At 33.9% G+C, this 17,360-nt stretch carries 15 protein-coding genes and 1 riboswitch; of the genes, 1 reads left to right on the top strand and 14 read right to left on the bottom strand.

From position 1 onward, the window contains the following. Nucleotides 1–57: 57 nt before the first annotated feature. Nucleotides 58–1,302: a M16 family metallopeptidase gene (locus QO263_RS09680; RefSeq protein WP_285620560.1), complete on the bottom strand. Its 1,245-nt coding sequence runs from the start codon at nt 1,300–1,302 to the stop codon at nt 58–60. Nucleotides 1,303–1,639: 337 nt separating this feature from the next. Then, on the bottom strand, nt 1,640–2,431 hold the full coding sequence (locus QO263_RS09675; RefSeq protein ID WP_285620554.1) for a M15 family metallopeptidase: 792 nt from the start codon (nt 2,429–2,431) through the stop codon (nt 1,640–1,642). Between the two features lie 199 nt (nt 2,432–2,630). Then, a riboswitch (cyclic di-AMP (ydaO/yuaA leader) is annotated at nt 2,631–2,762 on the top strand. A 7-nt stretch (nt 2,763–2,769) separates the two neighbouring features. Here QO263_RS09675 and QO263_RS09670 point away from each other — a divergent pair. Beyond that, entirely contained in the window at nt 2,770–3,492 is a 723-nt protein-coding gene (locus QO263_RS09670; RefSeq protein ID WP_285620552.1) for a cell wall hydrolase, read from the top strand. Nucleotides 3,493–3,572: 80 nt separating this feature from the next. On the opposite strand, the gene QO263_RS09665 is transcribed toward QO263_RS09670, so the two are convergent. The 12 genes from QO263_RS09665 to QO263_RS09610 form a co-directional block, all read right to left on the bottom strand. Then, entirely contained in the window at nt 3,573–4,331 is a 759-nt protein-coding gene (locus QO263_RS09665) for an exodeoxyribonuclease III (protein ID WP_285620547.1), read from the bottom strand. A 41-nt stretch (nt 4,332–4,372) separates the two neighbouring features. Next, nucleotides 4,373–4,753 (bottom strand): RidA family protein, encoded by a 381-nt coding sequence (locus QO263_RS09660; protein ID WP_285620543.1) that lies wholly within the window; start codon nt 4,751–4,753, stop codon nt 4,373–4,375. Between the two features lie 334 nt (nt 4,754–5,087). Next, nucleotides 5,088–6,431, bottom strand: a complete 1,344-nt coding sequence (locus tag QO263_RS09655; RefSeq protein WP_285620539.1) for an SLC13 family permease — start codon at nt 6,429–6,431, stop codon at nt 5,088–5,090. Between the two features lie 194 nt (nt 6,432–6,625). After that, nucleotides 6,626–7,837 carry a thiolase family protein gene (locus QO263_RS09650; RefSeq protein WP_285620536.1) on the bottom strand — a complete coding sequence of 404 codons (1,212 nt, stop codon included), beginning with the start codon at nt 7,835–7,837 and terminating at the stop codon, nt 6,626–6,628. Between the two features lie 122 nt (nt 7,838–7,959). Beyond that, entirely contained in the window at nt 7,960–9,519 is a 1,560-nt protein-coding gene (locus QO263_RS09645; protein WP_285620534.1) for an acyl CoA:acetate/3-ketoacid CoA transferase, read from the bottom strand. Between the two features lie 354 nt (nt 9,520–9,873). Then, nucleotides 9,874–10,335, bottom strand: coding sequence for a MaoC/PaaZ C-terminal domain-containing protein (locus QO263_RS09640; RefSeq protein WP_285620532.1), 462 nt, complete (start codon nt 10,333–10,335; stop codon nt 9,874–9,876). A gap of 25 nt (nt 10,336–10,360) precedes the next feature. Further along, on the bottom strand, nt 10,361–11,368 hold the full coding sequence (locus QO263_RS09635) for an electron transfer flavoprotein subunit alpha/FixB family protein (RefSeq protein ID WP_285620529.1): 1,008 nt from the start codon (nt 11,366–11,368) through the stop codon (nt 10,361–10,363). An 18-nt stretch (nt 11,369–11,386) separates the two neighbouring features. Next, entirely contained in the window at nt 11,387–12,175 is a 789-nt protein-coding gene (locus QO263_RS09630) for an electron transfer flavoprotein subunit beta/FixA family protein (protein ID WP_285620527.1), read from the bottom strand. A 13-nt stretch (nt 12,176–12,188) separates the two neighbouring features. Continuing rightward, nucleotides 12,189–13,328 carry an acyl-CoA dehydrogenase gene (locus tag QO263_RS09625; protein WP_285620523.1) on the bottom strand — a complete coding sequence of 380 codons (1,140 nt, stop codon included), beginning with the start codon at nt 13,326–13,328 and terminating at the stop codon, nt 12,189–12,191. An 18-nt stretch (nt 13,329–13,346) separates the two neighbouring features. Next, on the bottom strand, nt 13,347–14,108 hold the full coding sequence (locus tag QO263_RS09620; protein WP_285620520.1) for an enoyl-CoA hydratase/isomerase family protein: 762 nt from the start codon (nt 14,106–14,108) through the stop codon (nt 13,347–13,349). Between the two features lie 236 nt (nt 14,109–14,344). Continuing rightward, complete coding sequence (locus QO263_RS09615) at nt 14,345–15,661, bottom strand: GntP family permease (RefSeq protein ID WP_285620515.1); 1,317 nt, start codon at nt 15,659–15,661, stop codon at nt 14,345–14,347. A gap of 46 nt (nt 15,662–15,707) precedes the next feature. Continuing rightward, a complete protein-coding gene (locus QO263_RS09610; RefSeq protein WP_285620512.1) occupies nt 15,708–17,276 on the bottom strand; it encodes an acyl CoA:acetate/3-ketoacid CoA transferase in 1,569 nt (522 codons plus the stop codon). Nucleotides 17,277–17,360 lie beyond the last annotated feature (84 nt).

The following is a 17,360-nucleotide window of genomic DNA, read 5'->3' as shown; positions in this document are numbered from 1 at the left end:
AATGAATTTGAAACATTCTAGTGGCTCTCAGAGGCACATGTACTGGCATGATTTTTATCAGCCTTGATTGACAAGTATATGAATAGTAGGATTAGACAAAACTTTCTCTGCTGCTTTATATACATCTTCTGCTTTGATATTGTCTAATGCCTCTAAGTCCTCGGAAAATCCATCTATTTTTCTTTTCATTAGCTTCTGATGAAGTGCATAATTACATAGTCCTTCAGAGTCTTCGAGAATTGAAGCTATTCCCGTCTTCATCACTTTTTTCATTAAATTTATATTCCTCTCATCTATCATTATATGTTTGCCTACTATATTTTCTATGCAATTATCTATTGTTTTCTTAGCTTCTAAAATGTCATCCTCTGATGCTGAGCAGTAGATATATAAAGTCTTCATATAGTCAGTAACATCTATTTCTGAATATATGTCATATGATATACCTTTCTCCTCTCTTAAAGCCCTAAAAAGGATTGAATTAGCACTTTCACCAAGTTTATGATTTAGTATCTCTAATGCAAGTTCTTCGTCTCTCGTAAGGCTATAAAAGGTATAAAGATATACAATGGTATTCTGCTCAATTTCTTTCTTGCGTGAGGTGACTTCAATGCCACGATTTTTTTCAACTATAACATCTTTCTTCATTAGTTCTTTGCCCTGCCAATGGCTAAAATATCCCTTTACCTTTTCAAGAACTTCCTCATGCTCTAATGGAGACACTATGCTTATAACAGTATTATTCGGAATGTAATATTTATTATAAAATGACATTATTTCATTTCTCGTAACATTTTTAATAATGCTTTCTTTCCCTAATATATCATATCTCAATGGGCTTTTTTCAAAGCCTATGCTGTTTACTTTATTAAAGCTAAAATGCTCCACATCATCGTAGCTGTTTCTAAATTCAGCTAATATAACTCCTCTTTCCTTTTCTATTTCTTCAGAAGGAAAGGTAGAATTTTTAATAATATCTGATAATATTTCTATAGATGGATCAAACTCTTGAAAAAGAGCTGTAATTGAAAATACTGTAGATGTATAAGTTGTATAAGCATTATAGGAACCTGCCCTATCTTCTAAATCCTGATCTATATCAATATTTGTTCTAGATTTTGTGCCTTTAAAAAGCATATGCTCAATAAAATGACAAAGACCTTTTTCATTTTCCTCTTCATTTACAGCACCTACATCAATTCCTAATTGTATAGAGCAAAGCTCTGTATCTTTTTTTATAGAAACTATTTTAAATCCATTTTCTAATGTATATTCTTTCCAATCAAAAAAATATTTTTCCATTGTTAAAACTCCTAATCTAGTAAGTGAATTATTTTTCTTCCATCATATTAATTTATTGCCTGTAATCACACTATCTATGATATTATAATTGATTTTAAATCAAATTAATAGGTTTAAATTTTTTATTTTCAGCACAAAAGCTTTAGTACATGTGTCAAGATATTGAAAAACCCCGTTTTAAACGAGACCACTGAAAAAATCCTTTTGTCATCCTGAGTGTCAGCGAAGGATCTCTCATGCATTGAAAACATAAGATTCTTCAACTACGTCTCAGAATGACAATCAAAAAAACAGACTTTTTCAGTGGTCTCTTTTAAACATGGGGCTTCTTTGATTATTATCTAGTGATTTCTATGTCCTTTTCAAAATGCTGATAATCTTTTAAACCATTCCATTCTCCTCCCCAAGTCCAGCCTCTACTTTTAAATGCATTATAGCATGTATCATCTCTCGTTATCATACCTTTTCGTACATTGCCCCTATCTAGATACATACTGCCTTCTTCTGGAAGTACTATATCTCCTTTTACATAGGGATTTTGAATTGGATTTATATCTATGGCTATACCATAGCTATGGTTTGAAAACACTTCTTTTTTTCCAGTTACTTCTCTTGAGCAGAAAGCAGATGTATTGTTATCTGCCATTGATAGCTCATCATTTGCATCGTAGTCATCAATTAGCCTAATCTTCCCTATGGGAAATTTCTTATCATAGAGCTCTTTAAATATGTCGATAACCTCTTGTGCTAATTTCTTATGAACTACCATCTCTCCCATACATTCATTATCATCAAATCCCCAATATGTAACTTTTATATATGAAAGCTCATCTAGCTTTACAGGTGTATTTTCCCTCCAAGATACCCCTACTATTTTTTCTGTAATCTCCTCTGATAAAATGCTATACATAAAAACCGGTGCGGTATTCTCATCATTCTTTGTATCATCATATTCTTCATAAGGAGTGTTGAAAGCTAGTAGGCTATTATTAGGCAATGATGGTTCTTCATCTATGCCCTGAATATTCCTATGGTTTTTTTCTTTTATTATTAATAAGGACATTAATATGACTATCGCTACTAAGGATATAATCTTGATGCTATTGATAACCTTACTACTTTTAATCATCTTGTCCTCCTATTCAATAATTACTTTTGCTGCTATTTTTATTTTATAACATATCTCTATACTATTATATAGCTTGACACTGTTTTATATGATAATAAGGCCATATCAGCTTAGTATGGATGCAGCGGCAATTTATTCCTTATTTCGAATATTGGTTGACATAATAATTTAAGGTCTGTATAATAATTACTATGCAAAAACACTATACTTGCTGAATCCTAGATTTCTAGGTACGGAGGAACCAATTAAGGGGTTAATCCATGATCTCATGGTAGGGAGCCTTCTGTCCCGAACCCGTCAGCTAACTTCGGAAGCAAAAAAGGAAGGAGTGTTTTCTAATGAAAATACATCAAAAAAGGATTGTTGTATCAATCCTAGTACTAGTATTAATCTTACTGAACATAACAAGTGTCTATGCCGCTGGAAATAGCACAAATTCTTATGTAGTATTAAAGTTTAGAAGCAGAGGCCCTGAAGTATCTAAATTACAGCAGGCTCTAAATAACAAAGGCTTCTGGGCGGGAAATGTTGATGGTATTTTTGGACCAAAAACTGAAAATGCAGTAATTGCTTTTCAGAAAGCTAACAAGATAACTATTGATGGTATAGCTGGTAAACAAACTCAGTCCTTATTATATGGAACTTCAGCATCTACTCAAGTATCACGTGGAACAAGCTCAGGCAGCAGTGCAGAAACTACAAATGTGTATTGGCTTTCAAGAATAATCCATGCTGAGGCTGGATCTGAACCATATAGGGGAAAAGTAGCTGTAGGAAGTGTTATCTTAAATAGAGTCGTTTCAAGCGAATTTCCTAACACGATAAAGGATGTAATATTTGAGTACTATAATGGTATTCCTCAGTTTAGTCCTGTCGCGGAAGGAACTATCTACAATACTCCATCAGAAGAAAGTGTACAAGCAGCTAAAGATGCATTAAATGGTGTTAAACCAGTAGGAAATTCAACTTATTTTTTCAATCCAGATAAAGCAGAAGGCAAATGGATTGTAAATAACAAGACATATGTAACACGTATTGGAGATCACGTGTTTTACAAATAGTAAGATTAAGAAAAATTAAAAATGACAGAGACGGTTTCATCACCTAATGACAAGGATGATGGATAACCGCCTCTTGTTATCTAGTCAAAATAAATTTCTAGCAATACAGGGCAATGGTCACTACCCATTATGTCTGGACAAATCATGGAATCCTTTAACTTGTCCTTCAATCTTTCAGATACAATAAAATAGTCAATTCTCCAGCCCACATTCCTCTCTCTAGCTTTTCCCATATATGACCACCAGGAATAGGCATCCTCCTTGTCTGGATAAAAGTATCTAAATGTATCTATGAAACCATTGTTAAGCAGTTCAGTCATCTTTTCTCGCTCTTCATCTGTGAAACCAGCATTTTTTCTATTGGAGCTTGGATTTTTTAGGTCTATTTCCTTATGGGCTACATTTAAGTCTCCACATAAAATAACTGGTTTTATAGAATCAAGCTCCTTAAGATAATTTCTAAAGGCATCTTCCCAGGTCATCCTATAATCTAATCTTGCAAGCTCTCTTTGAGAATTTGGAGTATATACATTAACAAAAAAGAATTCTTCAAATTCTAATGCTATTACCCTTCCCTCCTGATCATGCTCTTCAATATCCAACCCATATCTTACAGATAAGGGTTCTTTCTTAGTAAAAATTGCTGTTCCAGAATAGCCCTTTTTAACTGCATAATTCCAATACTGATGATATTCTTCTAGATTTAGCTCTATCTGTCCTTCTTGCAATTTGGTCTCCTGAACACAGAATATATCTGCATCTACCTCATTGAAATAATCCAAAAATCCTTTGCTTACGCAGGCCCTAAGTCCATTTACATTCCAAGAAACAAGCTTCATCATTTGACCTCCATATTTGATATTTTACTACTATATAATTTTTACTTTTTTCTAGCTATCATTTCTATTTCAACCTGTGCCCCTAATGGCAATGAAGCAACTCCTATTGTGGTTCTAGCAGGGTATGGATTAGAAAATTGCTTTTCATATACTTGATTCATAGCTGAAAAATTCTCCATATTAGTAAGAAATACATTTACTTTAATTACGTCATCTGAGCTTAATCCAGCAGCTTCAAGTACATTAAATAAGTTCTTAAAGCATTGCTCAGTTTGTTTAATAATACTACCTTCTACAATTTTTCCTGTATTTGAGTCAATAGGAGTCTGTCCTGAAAAATAGACTGTATCCCCTAATTCAACAGCATGTGAATATGGTCCAACAGCTACCGCATCCTTAGCATTAAAAGCTTTTCTCGACACTAAAATCCCCCTCTTCTTTTCAATATAGGTTGGCAATTAAATCTCTATGTTCATAAGATTCTTTTTTAAATGTTTTTTTCCTTCTTTTTTATTAGAAAATAAATATTTGAAGGTTAGCCTATAACAGTAGATACGTTATTCAATACTCAAAAAATAGTTCAGCTTGGTCATAGGATGCAATAAATTATCTCTCAGGCTTCATTATATAAGTCCCAAGGATACTTTACTAGTAGATCGTATTACCAAGCTTAATATTATTTTGCTCCCGAGCTTTTATACAGTCCCAGGGCAATGATTTTCACTTACTTTTGAAATTCCTATTATTGCTTATTTCCTAAATCAAACCTACAATATTCCACCAAACATAATATAATGTGCAGATGCTTATAAACAATATTACTGTGTATACTACTCCAAATCTAGAAACCGTTTTTGAAGAATAATAGTTGTTTCCGTTTCCAACTAATAATATGACATTGTGAAATGGTAAAATATAATGAGTACATACAGTTATCAAAATTATAAACAATAATGGAATATTATTTATTCCCCCAGCGCTGATAGCCAAAATTCCTGGTATGACAACTGACATAGTAGCTACATTGCTGCCTATAATCATATGGAGAATTAAAGAAATAAGTACAACTATGAGCATGTATATCAAATTAAAATCGTCTGGGAATAGTACTATAAATTTTGAAAACAAAAGGTCTGCTATTCCACTAAATTTCATAACCTGACCTATGGAAAAAGCTGCTGTTAAAAATACTAAAAGCTCTAGGTTCACAGCCTTATAATCCTTTATTGTTAATATCTTCAAAGCAAACATTATTATTATTCCGGCTGATACTATATATATTTCATTGATATTGTGAAGGGCTTCTGTAGCCCAGAATAAAATAATAACTAATATCAATAATCCATTTATTTTTTCTTTTTTATCAAACTTTCTATTTACTTCAAAAGAATCTTTCTTAATCTGATTATACGTCACTAATTCTTTCTTAAAAATAAAAATATATAAAATAATACACAATAAACATAATATAGTAGTTGGAACTGTCATATATTGAATCCATTGAATTTCACTAATTTGGATATTGCCAATTGTGGTTAATGCAGTGCTAATAATAATATCTCCGCGTTTAAACATTAAATTTACTATTACAGAAAAAGCAAAAACACCAAATAAAAGCACTTCCTCCAATGAATTATCTACTTTTATTTTATTTAAAAAGCTTTTAAATATCATGGCAATAATTATAATCCTTGAAAAAGGCTGAGGAATAACAAATATCATAACTAATTGTGTGATCACTATTGTAATGATCAGTGAAATATAATTTGTTCCAAACCTTTTAAATATAGGTTCAATAATTTTTTCAGCTATTTTACTGTTAGCAATCCCTTGTGAAAATATAAATGATAAAACAAACATCAAAAAGCTTTCTGATAAAGGGAATTGAAATATTTTATCAATTGGTGTCTTCCCAAATATAGAAAAGATAATCAGCAGAAATATAGAAGCATATGTTTTACTGACAATCCCTGTCACCCAAAGTATTATAACAAAAATAAGGGTTGATAGAATAATACTCTGATTTAAATCTATTCCTAAAGGCCTTAAAAGTAAAATTAAAATTGGAAAAATAATTATTAAAAACCACTTCTTATACATGTTTTTCTCCTAAATAATAATATTAACTGCGATATTGGCAAATATTAGTGCAATCCAACTTAATAAGTTGAATTGCACTAACTAGCTTTAAATACTTAACTATATAATATTAACTTAATCTGCTATGCTAGTCAATAACAATTGCTATGCTACAATGCTTAGAAATTGTAAGCGTGCTTCTGTATGGAGCTAATTTATTTTTTCTCTAATAAAACAGCTATACCTTGTCCTCCACCTATACAAGCACTGGCAATTGCATATTTCTTATTCTTGTTATTTAATTCTAGAGCTGCAGAGCCTACTAATCTCGCCCCTGACATACCTAAAGGATGACCCAATGCAACAGCCCCACCATTAGGATTTAATCGCTCATATAATGGAGTATCTAAATAATTGTCTAACTCCTTGCAGCATCCTAATACTTGACCTGCAAAGGCTTCGTTTATTTCAAGTATATCTATATCCTCAAGAGTGAGCCCTTTTTTATTAAGAATCTTTTTGATTGCTCCTACTGGTCCTAATCCCATTACATTTGGGTCTACACCATCAAAAGCATAGACATCTATATAGGCCAATGGTTTCAGGCCTAATTCCAAGCATTTCTCTTCTGACATCAGAACTAATGCTGCGGCCCCATCATTCATACCTGAAGAATTTCCAGCAGTGACAGTACCATCTTTCTTAAAAACAGGTTTTAATTTTGATAAAGCTTCAAGTGTAGTATTGAATCTAGGATGTCCATCCGTATCAACCACAATAGTTCCTTTCTTAGTTTTAATTTCAACGGGAACTATTTCCTGTGCAAACCTACCACTTTCTATGGCAAATTTCGCTTTTCTCTGACTATCAAATGCAAATCTATCCTGAGCTTCTCTTGAAATACCATATCTCTCTACTATATTTTCTGCTGTCTCCCCCATTGTTTCAATTGGATATTGATCTCGAGGTGCAGTAGTTCTTGCATGTTCTTCATTTGAACATATTAATTTTTGATTTCCATTCTTAAAGCCTTGATATCTTGCACTAAGTGGAAGGTAATAAGGTACTCTAGATAAGCTTTCAGCTCCTCCTGCTACTACTACATCAAATATACCAGTTTGTATTTCTTGTGCGGCAGAGATTACTGCCTGAATACCTGAGCCACAGATTCTATTGACAGCAAATCCCGTAGTTTTTATATCGAGACCAGCATTTAAGGCAACAAATCTACCTAAATTAGCCACATCCGCTGAAGAAATAACATGGCCTAACACCACTTCTTCAACTTCATCATTTTTTAGATTTGATCTCTTAATTGCCTCTTTAACTGCTATAGTTGCCAATTCTTCTACCGGTACTTCCTTTAAATCTCCTAAAAAAGCTCCTATTGGAGTTCTTGCATAGCTAGTAATTACACATCTTTTCAAAGTCTTCATCCCTTTCATATTAATTCAAATATTATCAACATTTTTTCATAGCATATAACTGCTAATCCATTCTTTTTTAAAGAATAGTACTTAGATTCACTACATATTGCTTACTCTTTGTTTTATTTATTTGAAAGTATGTTTTTCAAGTTTCCCCAAGCTTCCTCGAATATTTCTGCTGGCATTTCTTTAAGATTTTCTGATACTCTCGGTCTAAATTCCATAGCTGCAAAAATGTCTTTATCTATATCCACGCCAGGTGCTATTTCTATAAGAGTAATCTCTCCCTCTTCAATAGTAAATACTGCTCTTTCAGTCACAAACAATACTGGCTTTTTTGATTCCTCAGCATACTTACCACTAAAAGTAATTTGATCTACTTTATCTACAAATTTTTTTCTGTTACCTTCCTTCAAAATGTTAACCTTTCCATTAGATATTTGAATTTCAGCACCATTTGTAAATGTTCCGCAGAAAATCACTTTTTTTGAACTCTGAGAAATATTTATAAAACCACCTGGCCCTACGACCTTCGAACCAAATTTGCTCACATTGAGGTTTCCTTCTTTATCTACCTGAGCTAGTCCTAAAAATGCACCGCTTAATCCCCCACCATCATAGAAATCAAATTGATAAGTGTGATCTATTATTGCTTCTGCATTATAAGCAGTAGCAAAATCCACTCCAGAAGCTGGAACACCGCCATATGTCCCTAATTCTGTAGTGAGTGTCAATAAATCACTTACCCCCTCTTCTGCTGCAACGCTGGCAACACCTTCTGGCATACCAATTCCTAAATTAATTACTGAGTTTGGAACTAGTTCCATTGCTGCTCTTCTAGCAATAACTTTTCTTGGCTCAAGCCCCATTGGTTGTATACTTTTTAACGGAATTTTCACATCTCCATTTAAAGCAGGATTAAAATATGTTCCTTGAGTCTGCATGTGATTCTCTGGCTTTGCAACTACTATATAGTCTATTAAATCTCCTGGGACCTTTACCTTTTGAGGATGGAGCGTTTTTTCAAGTGATAAATACTCTACTTGGGCTATTACTATTCCACCATTGTTTTTAGCAGCTTGAGCCATAGATATAGCTTCTAAAAATATTGGCTCTCTATCCATAGTAAGATTTCCTCTTTCATCAGCTGTTGTTCCCCTTATAATAGCCACATCTATTGGAAAAGTTTTATATAGCAGCCATTCCTCGTCCTCAAGATTAATTACTTTAACTAAATCTTCCTTAGTTTTTTTAGTGACTTTTCCTCCCTCTAATCTTGGGTCAACATAGGTTCCTAAGCCTACCTTTGTAATTACACCCATCTTTTTACCTGCAATATGTCTAAATAGATGAGCCAATACCCCTTGAGGTAGTAGATATGCCTCTATAGCTTCCTTTAATATTAACTCTCCCATTTTAGGCGCTTGACCCGTATGACCGCTAATCAATCTCTTAACCAAGCCTTCATGCCCTAAATGATTCATTCCTCTTGTCTTTCCATCACCACATCCACAACTGTGTATAATAGTCAAATCTCTAGGAAATCCTTTTTCTAGATAGTTTTTCTCCAACTCAATGGCAATCTCTTCAGCAAACCCGCACAATCCGGCAGTTGTCCAAACAATAGCTGAATTATTCTTGACTAATTCTGGCACCATTTCAACTGAAATTACTTTAGACATTAATACTTGCCTCCTTTCAATGATTAAATCAACTGCTTATAGTCTCTTAACTTCCCTTAATTTTCCTTGGGTATCATTTTCTCAACAATATATAATAGCAAGCATCATGCCAAAAAAAGTTCAATTGCAAAATGTATTTTTTGTTCTTTTAATATCCTATGAATTATTTGAAAGCTGTGTAATTACCTTGTTCTAGGGAATAGCTTATATTCGTAAATCTATAATTACTTGATTGATATAATTGCTATTGCTTTATGGAATCTAAAATTGTAGACTTTTGTCTAAAAAAATAGACTTTCATCTACAAATGTATAGATAAAAGTCTATTTTCAAATAATTGCTTTAGATTGTCCTTTAAGCTACATTCTTGCAAGCTATCATTAGTGTCCATTTCGCTTCTATTAATATCTTATCATCTTGATTTACTAAGAAAACATCACATTCAACTATTCCCCTTGAAGGATTTTTGCTAGATATTTTTTTTATAGGAATAATCACTGAATGAACTGTATCTCCAATCATTATTGGTTTTTTAAATTTATTCTGCATTTCAATTAAAGCAATAGTTGTGCCTTCAAATATACCAAGTTGATTTACTTGTCCTGTCATAATAGCTATACCTAAAGTTCCATGTGCAATTCTCTTTCCAAAAATATTTGTCTTAGCATATTCATCATCTATATGAAGTGGATTATAATCGCCAGATAATCCTGCGAAATTAGCCACATCACAGTCAAGTATAGTTCTTCTTGCAGTATATATTTCTTTATCTATTTCAATATCTTCAAAATAAATTCCTCTATTTATATATCCCACAATGAAGCCTCCTCTTTTCTTACTATTATGAATCAATTTCATCGATAATAGCAGGTATAACCTTATATAGATCTCCTACTATTCCATAATGTGCTGTTTTAAATATTAATGCTTCTGGATTTTTGTTGATTGCAATGATTACATCTGAATCATGCATTCCCGCCACATGCTGAATAGCACCTGAGATACCACAAGCAATGTATATTCTGGGACGTACAGTTTTTCCTGTTTGTCCCACCTGATGACTTTGATCTATCCAGCCATTATCAACACAGGCTCTTGATGCTCCTACTTCTCCGCCTAGTTTATCTGCAAGCTTTTTAATCAGTTCAAATCCCTCTGCCTTTCCTAATCCTCTTCCACCAGCAACTATTATATCAGCTTCTTCAATAGCCACTCCCTTTTTTGCAGCTTTAATTACTTCTATTACTTCTGTTCTTACATGTTCTTTCATTAGCTTTGGTTCAACAACTATAACTTCACCTGTTCTGCCTGCTTGCCTATCTGCTTTTTTCATGACTCCAGGTCTTACTGTTGACATTTGCGGCCTAAATTCTGTTGTGACGATTGTTGCCATGAGGTTGCCACCAAAGGCTGGTCTTGTCTGTAAAAGAGTCCTAGTCTCAATGTCAACTTCCAGCTGCGTACAGTCAGCTGTTAAACCTGTATCTACTCTTGCAGAAATTCTTGGAGCCAAATCTCTTCCTATATTTGTAGCTCCGACTAGAACTATTTCAGGCTTAAATTCGTTAATCATATTGCTTATGACTGTTGCATACCCATCAGTAGTATATTTTTCTAGGAGTATGTCTTCGGCTACATATACTTTATCTGCTCCATATTCAATCAATTCCTTCGAAAGCTTTAAAACATTATTGCCTAATAAAACTCCACATAGTTCTACCCCAAGCGTATCCGCAATTTTACGTCCTTCTCCTAAAAGCTCGATTGAAACATTCTGCAAAACACCCTGCCTTTGCTCTATAAAAACCCATACATTTTTAAATTCATCTTTATTTCCTGTAAGTCTCATTATTAGCCTTCCTTCCTTTTATAATAGATGTTCTTCCTTCAAGATTTTTACTAACTGCGCTGCAGCCTTTACTTCATCTCCTTGTATCATCGTACCTTTTGATTTAACCTCTGGCGTAAAGGTCTTTTTTACATTTGTAGGAGAGGACTTCAGACCAATTTTATCTGCAGAAATATTTAAATCTTCATTTGTCCATGTAGTAATAGTCTTTTCTCTAAAAGCATCAACTAATTTGTGTAAAGTCATATGTCTTGGTTCATTTAACTCTTTAATAGCTGTTAGAAGTATTGGTGTTTTAGCTTTTATAACTTCATATCCATCCTCTAATGCCCTTTGAATTGTTAGCTCTTCTTCACCTACTTCAAGCTTTTGAACATAAGTTACCTGTGTCACTCCAAGCTTTTCTGCTATCTGTGGGCCAACTTGAGCTGTATCGCCATCTATTGCCTGACGTCCTGCAAATATTATGTCGTAGTCACCAATTTTTTTAATTGCAGCAGAAATAACATTGGCTGTTGCCCAAGTATCAGAACCTCCAAAAACTCTATCTGTAAGTAATATTGCCTCATCTGCTCCCATGCCGAAGCATTCTCTTAAAACTGCTTCAGCAGAAGGCGGTCCCATTGTCAGTACTGTAATATGTGTATTTGCATTATTATCTTTTATTTTTAATGCTTCCTCTAAAGCGCTTCTATCATCTGGGTTTAATATACTTGGTACACCTTCACGTATCAATGTTCCCTTTATAGGATCTATTCTTACTTCCGTAGTATCAGGTACCTGTTTTACGCAAACAACTATTTTCATATTATTTTTCCTCCTACCTTAAAATCTGTCCTGCTATTACCATTCTTTGAACTTCTGAAGTTCCTTCAAATATTTCCTGTATCTTAGCTTCTCTCATTAAGCGTTCAACAGGATAATCTGTTGTATATCCATAGCCGCCAAAAAGTTGTACTGCCTTTGTTGTTACCCACATGGCTACCTCAGCAGCATATAATTTCGCCATTGCGGATTCCTTTGTGCAAGGTATATTATTCATTTTCTTTATTGCTGCATCATAAGTTAAAAGTCTTGCCGCAGAAGTTCTTGTTTCCATATCTGCCAGCATAAATTGGATAGCTTGATTTCTTGCAATTGGTTTCCCGAACTGAACTCTTTGCTTAACATATTTAACGCTTTCATCTATAGCCCTTTGAGCAATGGCTACAGCATCGATTGCTACACCTATACGTCCGCCATCAAGGGTGGCCATGGCAATATTAAACCCTTTACCTACTTTGCCCAATAGATTTTCCTTAGGAATACGACAATTTTCAAATATTAGTTCTGTAGTTGATGAACCATGTAAGCCCATTTTTTCTTCTTTTTTACCAATAGTAAAACCTGCTGTAGGATACTCTACAATAAATGCCGAAATTCCTTTTGTTCCTTGATTTTTATCAGTCATTGCAATTACTATATAGGTTTCTGCTAATCCACCATTTGTAATGAAGATTTTAGTTCCATTCAGCACCCATTCATCTCCGTCAAGAACTGCTGTTGTCTGCTGACTTGCAGCATCACTGCCTGCATTTGGTTCAGTAAGCGCAAATGCTCCTATTTTTTCTCCTGTACATAAAAGCTTTAAGTACTTTTCCTTCTGCTCAGGTGTTCCATATTGATATATAGGCCAAGCAGAAAGTGAATTGTTCCCTCCTAGAATAACTGCTGTAGAAGCACAGGCCTTGCCAATTTCTTCACAAACCATTATATAAGTTAAGTAGTCGATTCCAGCTCCACCATATTCCCTAGGAAAATTCATGCCGAAAAAGCCTGCTTTTTTCAATTTATTTAATAGTTCTTCAGGATAAACTCCTGTTTTGTCAATTTCTGCTGCAATGGGAGCTATTTCTTTTTCAGCAAAATCCCTTGCAAATTTTACTACCATTTCTTGTTCATTGTTTAGTTTTAAAACCATTTGCTAGTCTCCTTTCATTTAATCAAACTTAGGTTTTCTTTTTTCTCTAAAAGCTGACATTCCTTCAATTTGGTCATGTGAACCAAAGCATGCTGTAACAAAACCTGTTTCTATTTCTAAGGCTGAATCTATGTTAATTTCTAGCCCTAAATTTATTGATTTCTTAATAAATTCGATTGCCATAGTTGATTTTTCAGCAATTTGTTTTGCTAGAGAATGTACTTCATCTATCAAGCTATCTTGAGGAACAACCTGATTCACAATTCCTAATTGCAATGCCTCATCAGCTTTTATTACCCTGCCTGTAAACATTAATTCCTTCGTCTTTGAGGCTCCAATCAATCTTGGTAATCTTTGAGTTCCAGAAAAACCTGGAATTACACCAAGACCTGCTTCTGGAAATGCAAAAGAAGCTTTCTCTCCAGCAATCCTTATGTCAGTACATAACGCAAATTCAAACCCTCCGCCAAAGGCATACCCATTTATTGCACAAATCGTTGGCTTACTCATAAATTCAATTTTTCTAAATAAGTCTCTTCCCTTTGTAGTAAATCTTACGGCATCAAGACCTCTCAAATTTTCCATCTCAGAAATATCTGCACCTGAAATAAATGCTCTTCCACTTCCCATAAATACAATCACCTTGATTGCTTCGTCTGACTCAAAGCTAGTAACAGCTTCATCAAGAGCTTCAATGACCTTAGAATTAAGCGCATTTAGGGCTTCTGGCCTGTGAAATGTGATAATACCTATATTGCCTTTCTTTTCTGTTAAAACCATCTGTCTGCCTCCTAATAAACTATTTTGTTCTAGTATCTAAAACAAACAACCTAGAAAAATACTTCTTTTATTAAGTGTTCATTTAATGTAAATAAAAAGAAAACTTTGTATAGTTATAATTTTCACATATTTGTATATTGTATAAGTGACCTCAACTGAGCATAAAGCTATAATCCTAGTAAGGCCACTTATTTTGTTAATCTCTAATTATACTGCTAACTAAAAAACTTATTTTATTAAACAAGTCCTACTAGAGACAATAATATTGCTGATACAGTTCCGACAAAAGGTACTACGCATGTTATAAAGAACATATGAGGATAAGCTTCCTTATAGGTTAAACTTGTTACTGCTAAAAATGTTACATTCGGTCCAGCATGTGGAAGCGAGTCAAGAACACCTGATGCAATGGTGGAAATTCTGTGAAATACTTGTGGATTGATACCCATAGCAAGATAATGCTGTGCCATAGCTTCCATAAATATTGTTATACCACCTGATGATGAACCTGTTATACCTGCTATTACGTTAACAGCTAAAACTGCTGATATAATAGGATTAAAAGATAACCCTAATGCAAAATTTACAAAGCTCTGAAATGCTGGTACTGCTCGTACTGTTCCTCCGAAGCCTACTATTGAAGCTGTATTTAGAAGAGCACCAATGCTTCCAGAAGCACTTTTATTTGTTATTTCCAGCTTTCCATTTATCTTATTCCAGAATAATATATATCCTAATGTCACTCCTGCAAATAATGCAATACAAACAGCAAATACAGAATCTACTTTTCCTTTAAGAGCAAATATTACCACAAAGATAGACAGGATAGGTAGCAAAGCAATTCCCCAATGAGGTAATTTTGCTATTTCTTCATCAGATAGCTTTTCAACCCTATCATTTTTTCCTGGGACGAAATGAAGCCCCATCTCTTTATATTTCTTTACCCTGCTCATTAGATACAAATATCCTACTATGAACATCACTATTGCTGTAATAACGCCAATGACAGGAGCTGATGTAGGTGTTGTTCCTAAATAAGTGGTAGGTATAATATTAGGTAATGATGGACTTCCTGGTAAGGCTGTCATCGTAAATGTACCTGCTCCTAATAATATTGTTGCAGGTATTAATTTTTTTGGTATATCTGCCTCACTAAATAAAAACAATGTTAAAGGGTAAACTGAAAACACTATAACGAATACGGAAACACCACCGTAGGATAATATTGCTGAAGCCAACACTACAATCAAAATACTTCTTTTGGCTCCAAAAACATCTGCAAGCTTATAAGCTATGGATCTAGCTGCACCACTTAATGAAAGCAATTCTCCTAACAATGAACCAAGGAAAAACATAATTAAATAATTCCCAACGAAGTTCTTCATTGATACTGCGTAATCCCCTGAAAGTACTCCCCATATATCAACGTTATTGGACAGTATGACAATTAACGAAGCTATTAATGATACAGGAATTACGTGCATTCCTTTATATGTTAATATAATCAAGACTGCAAGACCGACTAATAATCCAATTACACCTACTAGACTCATACTTCTCCTCCTTTTTTTATTGCAGAATTTCTAGACTACTTGTATCTTATTTTGACATTACAATAGACTCTAAACCTATTTTTTCTTCTTTAAATATTTTTTCATCCATGAGCTTTAAATCCTTAGATATAATCGGTCTATATTCCATATGAGAAATTATATCCTTTTCAACATCGATGCCTGGTGCAACTTCTATAAGAACAAGACCTTCATCCGTAAGCCTAAATACACACCTCTCTGTAATAAACATAACGTCTTGATCGTATTTTGATACGAATTCAGAGCTAAATGTAATCTGTTCAATACTGTCAATAAATTTCTTTCTCACGCCTTCTTTAATAATTTTAACTTGTCCTTTTTCAACAGTCATTTCAAATTTTCCTGCTGTGAATGTTCCGCAAAAAACAATTTTTTTAGTTGATTGACTAATGTCTATAAATCCTCCGCAGCCCGCAATCTTTGTTCCAAATTTACTGACATTTATATCTCCCTTAGAATTTACTTCTGCAAATCCTAAAAAAGTCATGTTTAATCCCCCGCCATTGTAAAGATCAAATTGAGATGTCATGGGAAGTGCTGCCCAAGCATTTATTGCTGAACCAAAGTTCGGTCCACCAGTTGGAACACCTCCAATCAGTCCGGATTCAATAGTCAATGTTAATTCTTCTCCAATACCTTCCTCTGCTGCAATTGAGGCAATTCCTTCTGGAATACCTATCCCTAAATTTACTACTGAACGAGGCTTTAATTCCATTGCTGCTCTTCTTGCGATAATTTTTCTTTCATTTAGTTCGATATTGCCAAAGCCTACATTATCAAGTTTATAATATCCTGCTAATACAGGGCTATAAAATTCACCTGGTGTTTGTCTATGAAATCTCTCAGCATCACTTGTTATTACAACTGCATCAACTAAATTTCCCGGAATAACAACTTTTGTTCTATCTACTGAACTTGATTTCACATAATTTTTAACCTGTACAATTACTTTACCACCATTATTTTTTGCAGCTAATGCCACATCTAATGCATCAATACATGCAGACTCATCTTCCATAGTTATGTTTCCATATTCATCTGATGTAGTACCTCTTATAATAGCCACATCTATCTTAGGAGATTTATAAAACAGTAGTTCTTCACCCGCAACATTGACTGCCTGAACTAAGTCTTCTGTTGTTATGCTGTTCATTTTTCCGCCTTCTAATCTAGGATCTACATATGTTTTTAACCCTATTCTTGTAAGCTCCCCGCTTTTTCCTGCTGCTGCAGCTCTGTACAGATGGCAAATGACTCCTTGTGGGAAATTATAAGCCTCAACCTTGTTTTGATTTACTAAATCTATCATTCTTTGGTTGCTTGCAAAATGTCCGGTTATATATCTTTTTATCAGTCCTTCGTGGCTAATATGATAGGTACCTTGATCACGTGTATTTCCAAGACCAGCTGCCTGCATAAATGTAAGATTTCTTGGAGTTCCTTCTCTTAAAAACTTTTCTTCAAGTTTAAAGAATAATTCCTCTGCACAAGTTGCTAACATGAATCCAGATGCTGCTACAAAATCTCCATCCTTTATAAGATTAATAGCATCGTCTATTTTATATAATTTATTCATCACAAATGCCTCCTTAATTACCCTAGTCAGACTTCTTTTATTTGATGTAATCTAGAATAAAGAACTTATCCTTATAGATTTATT

It is taken from the genome of Proteiniborus sp. MB09-C3 (genome assembly GCF_030263895.1).
In the GTDB taxonomy this organism is placed as follows: Bacteria; Bacillota; Clostridia; order Tissierellales; family Proteiniboraceae; genus Proteiniborus.
This window is presented reverse-complemented; position numbering and strand designations above follow the sequence as displayed.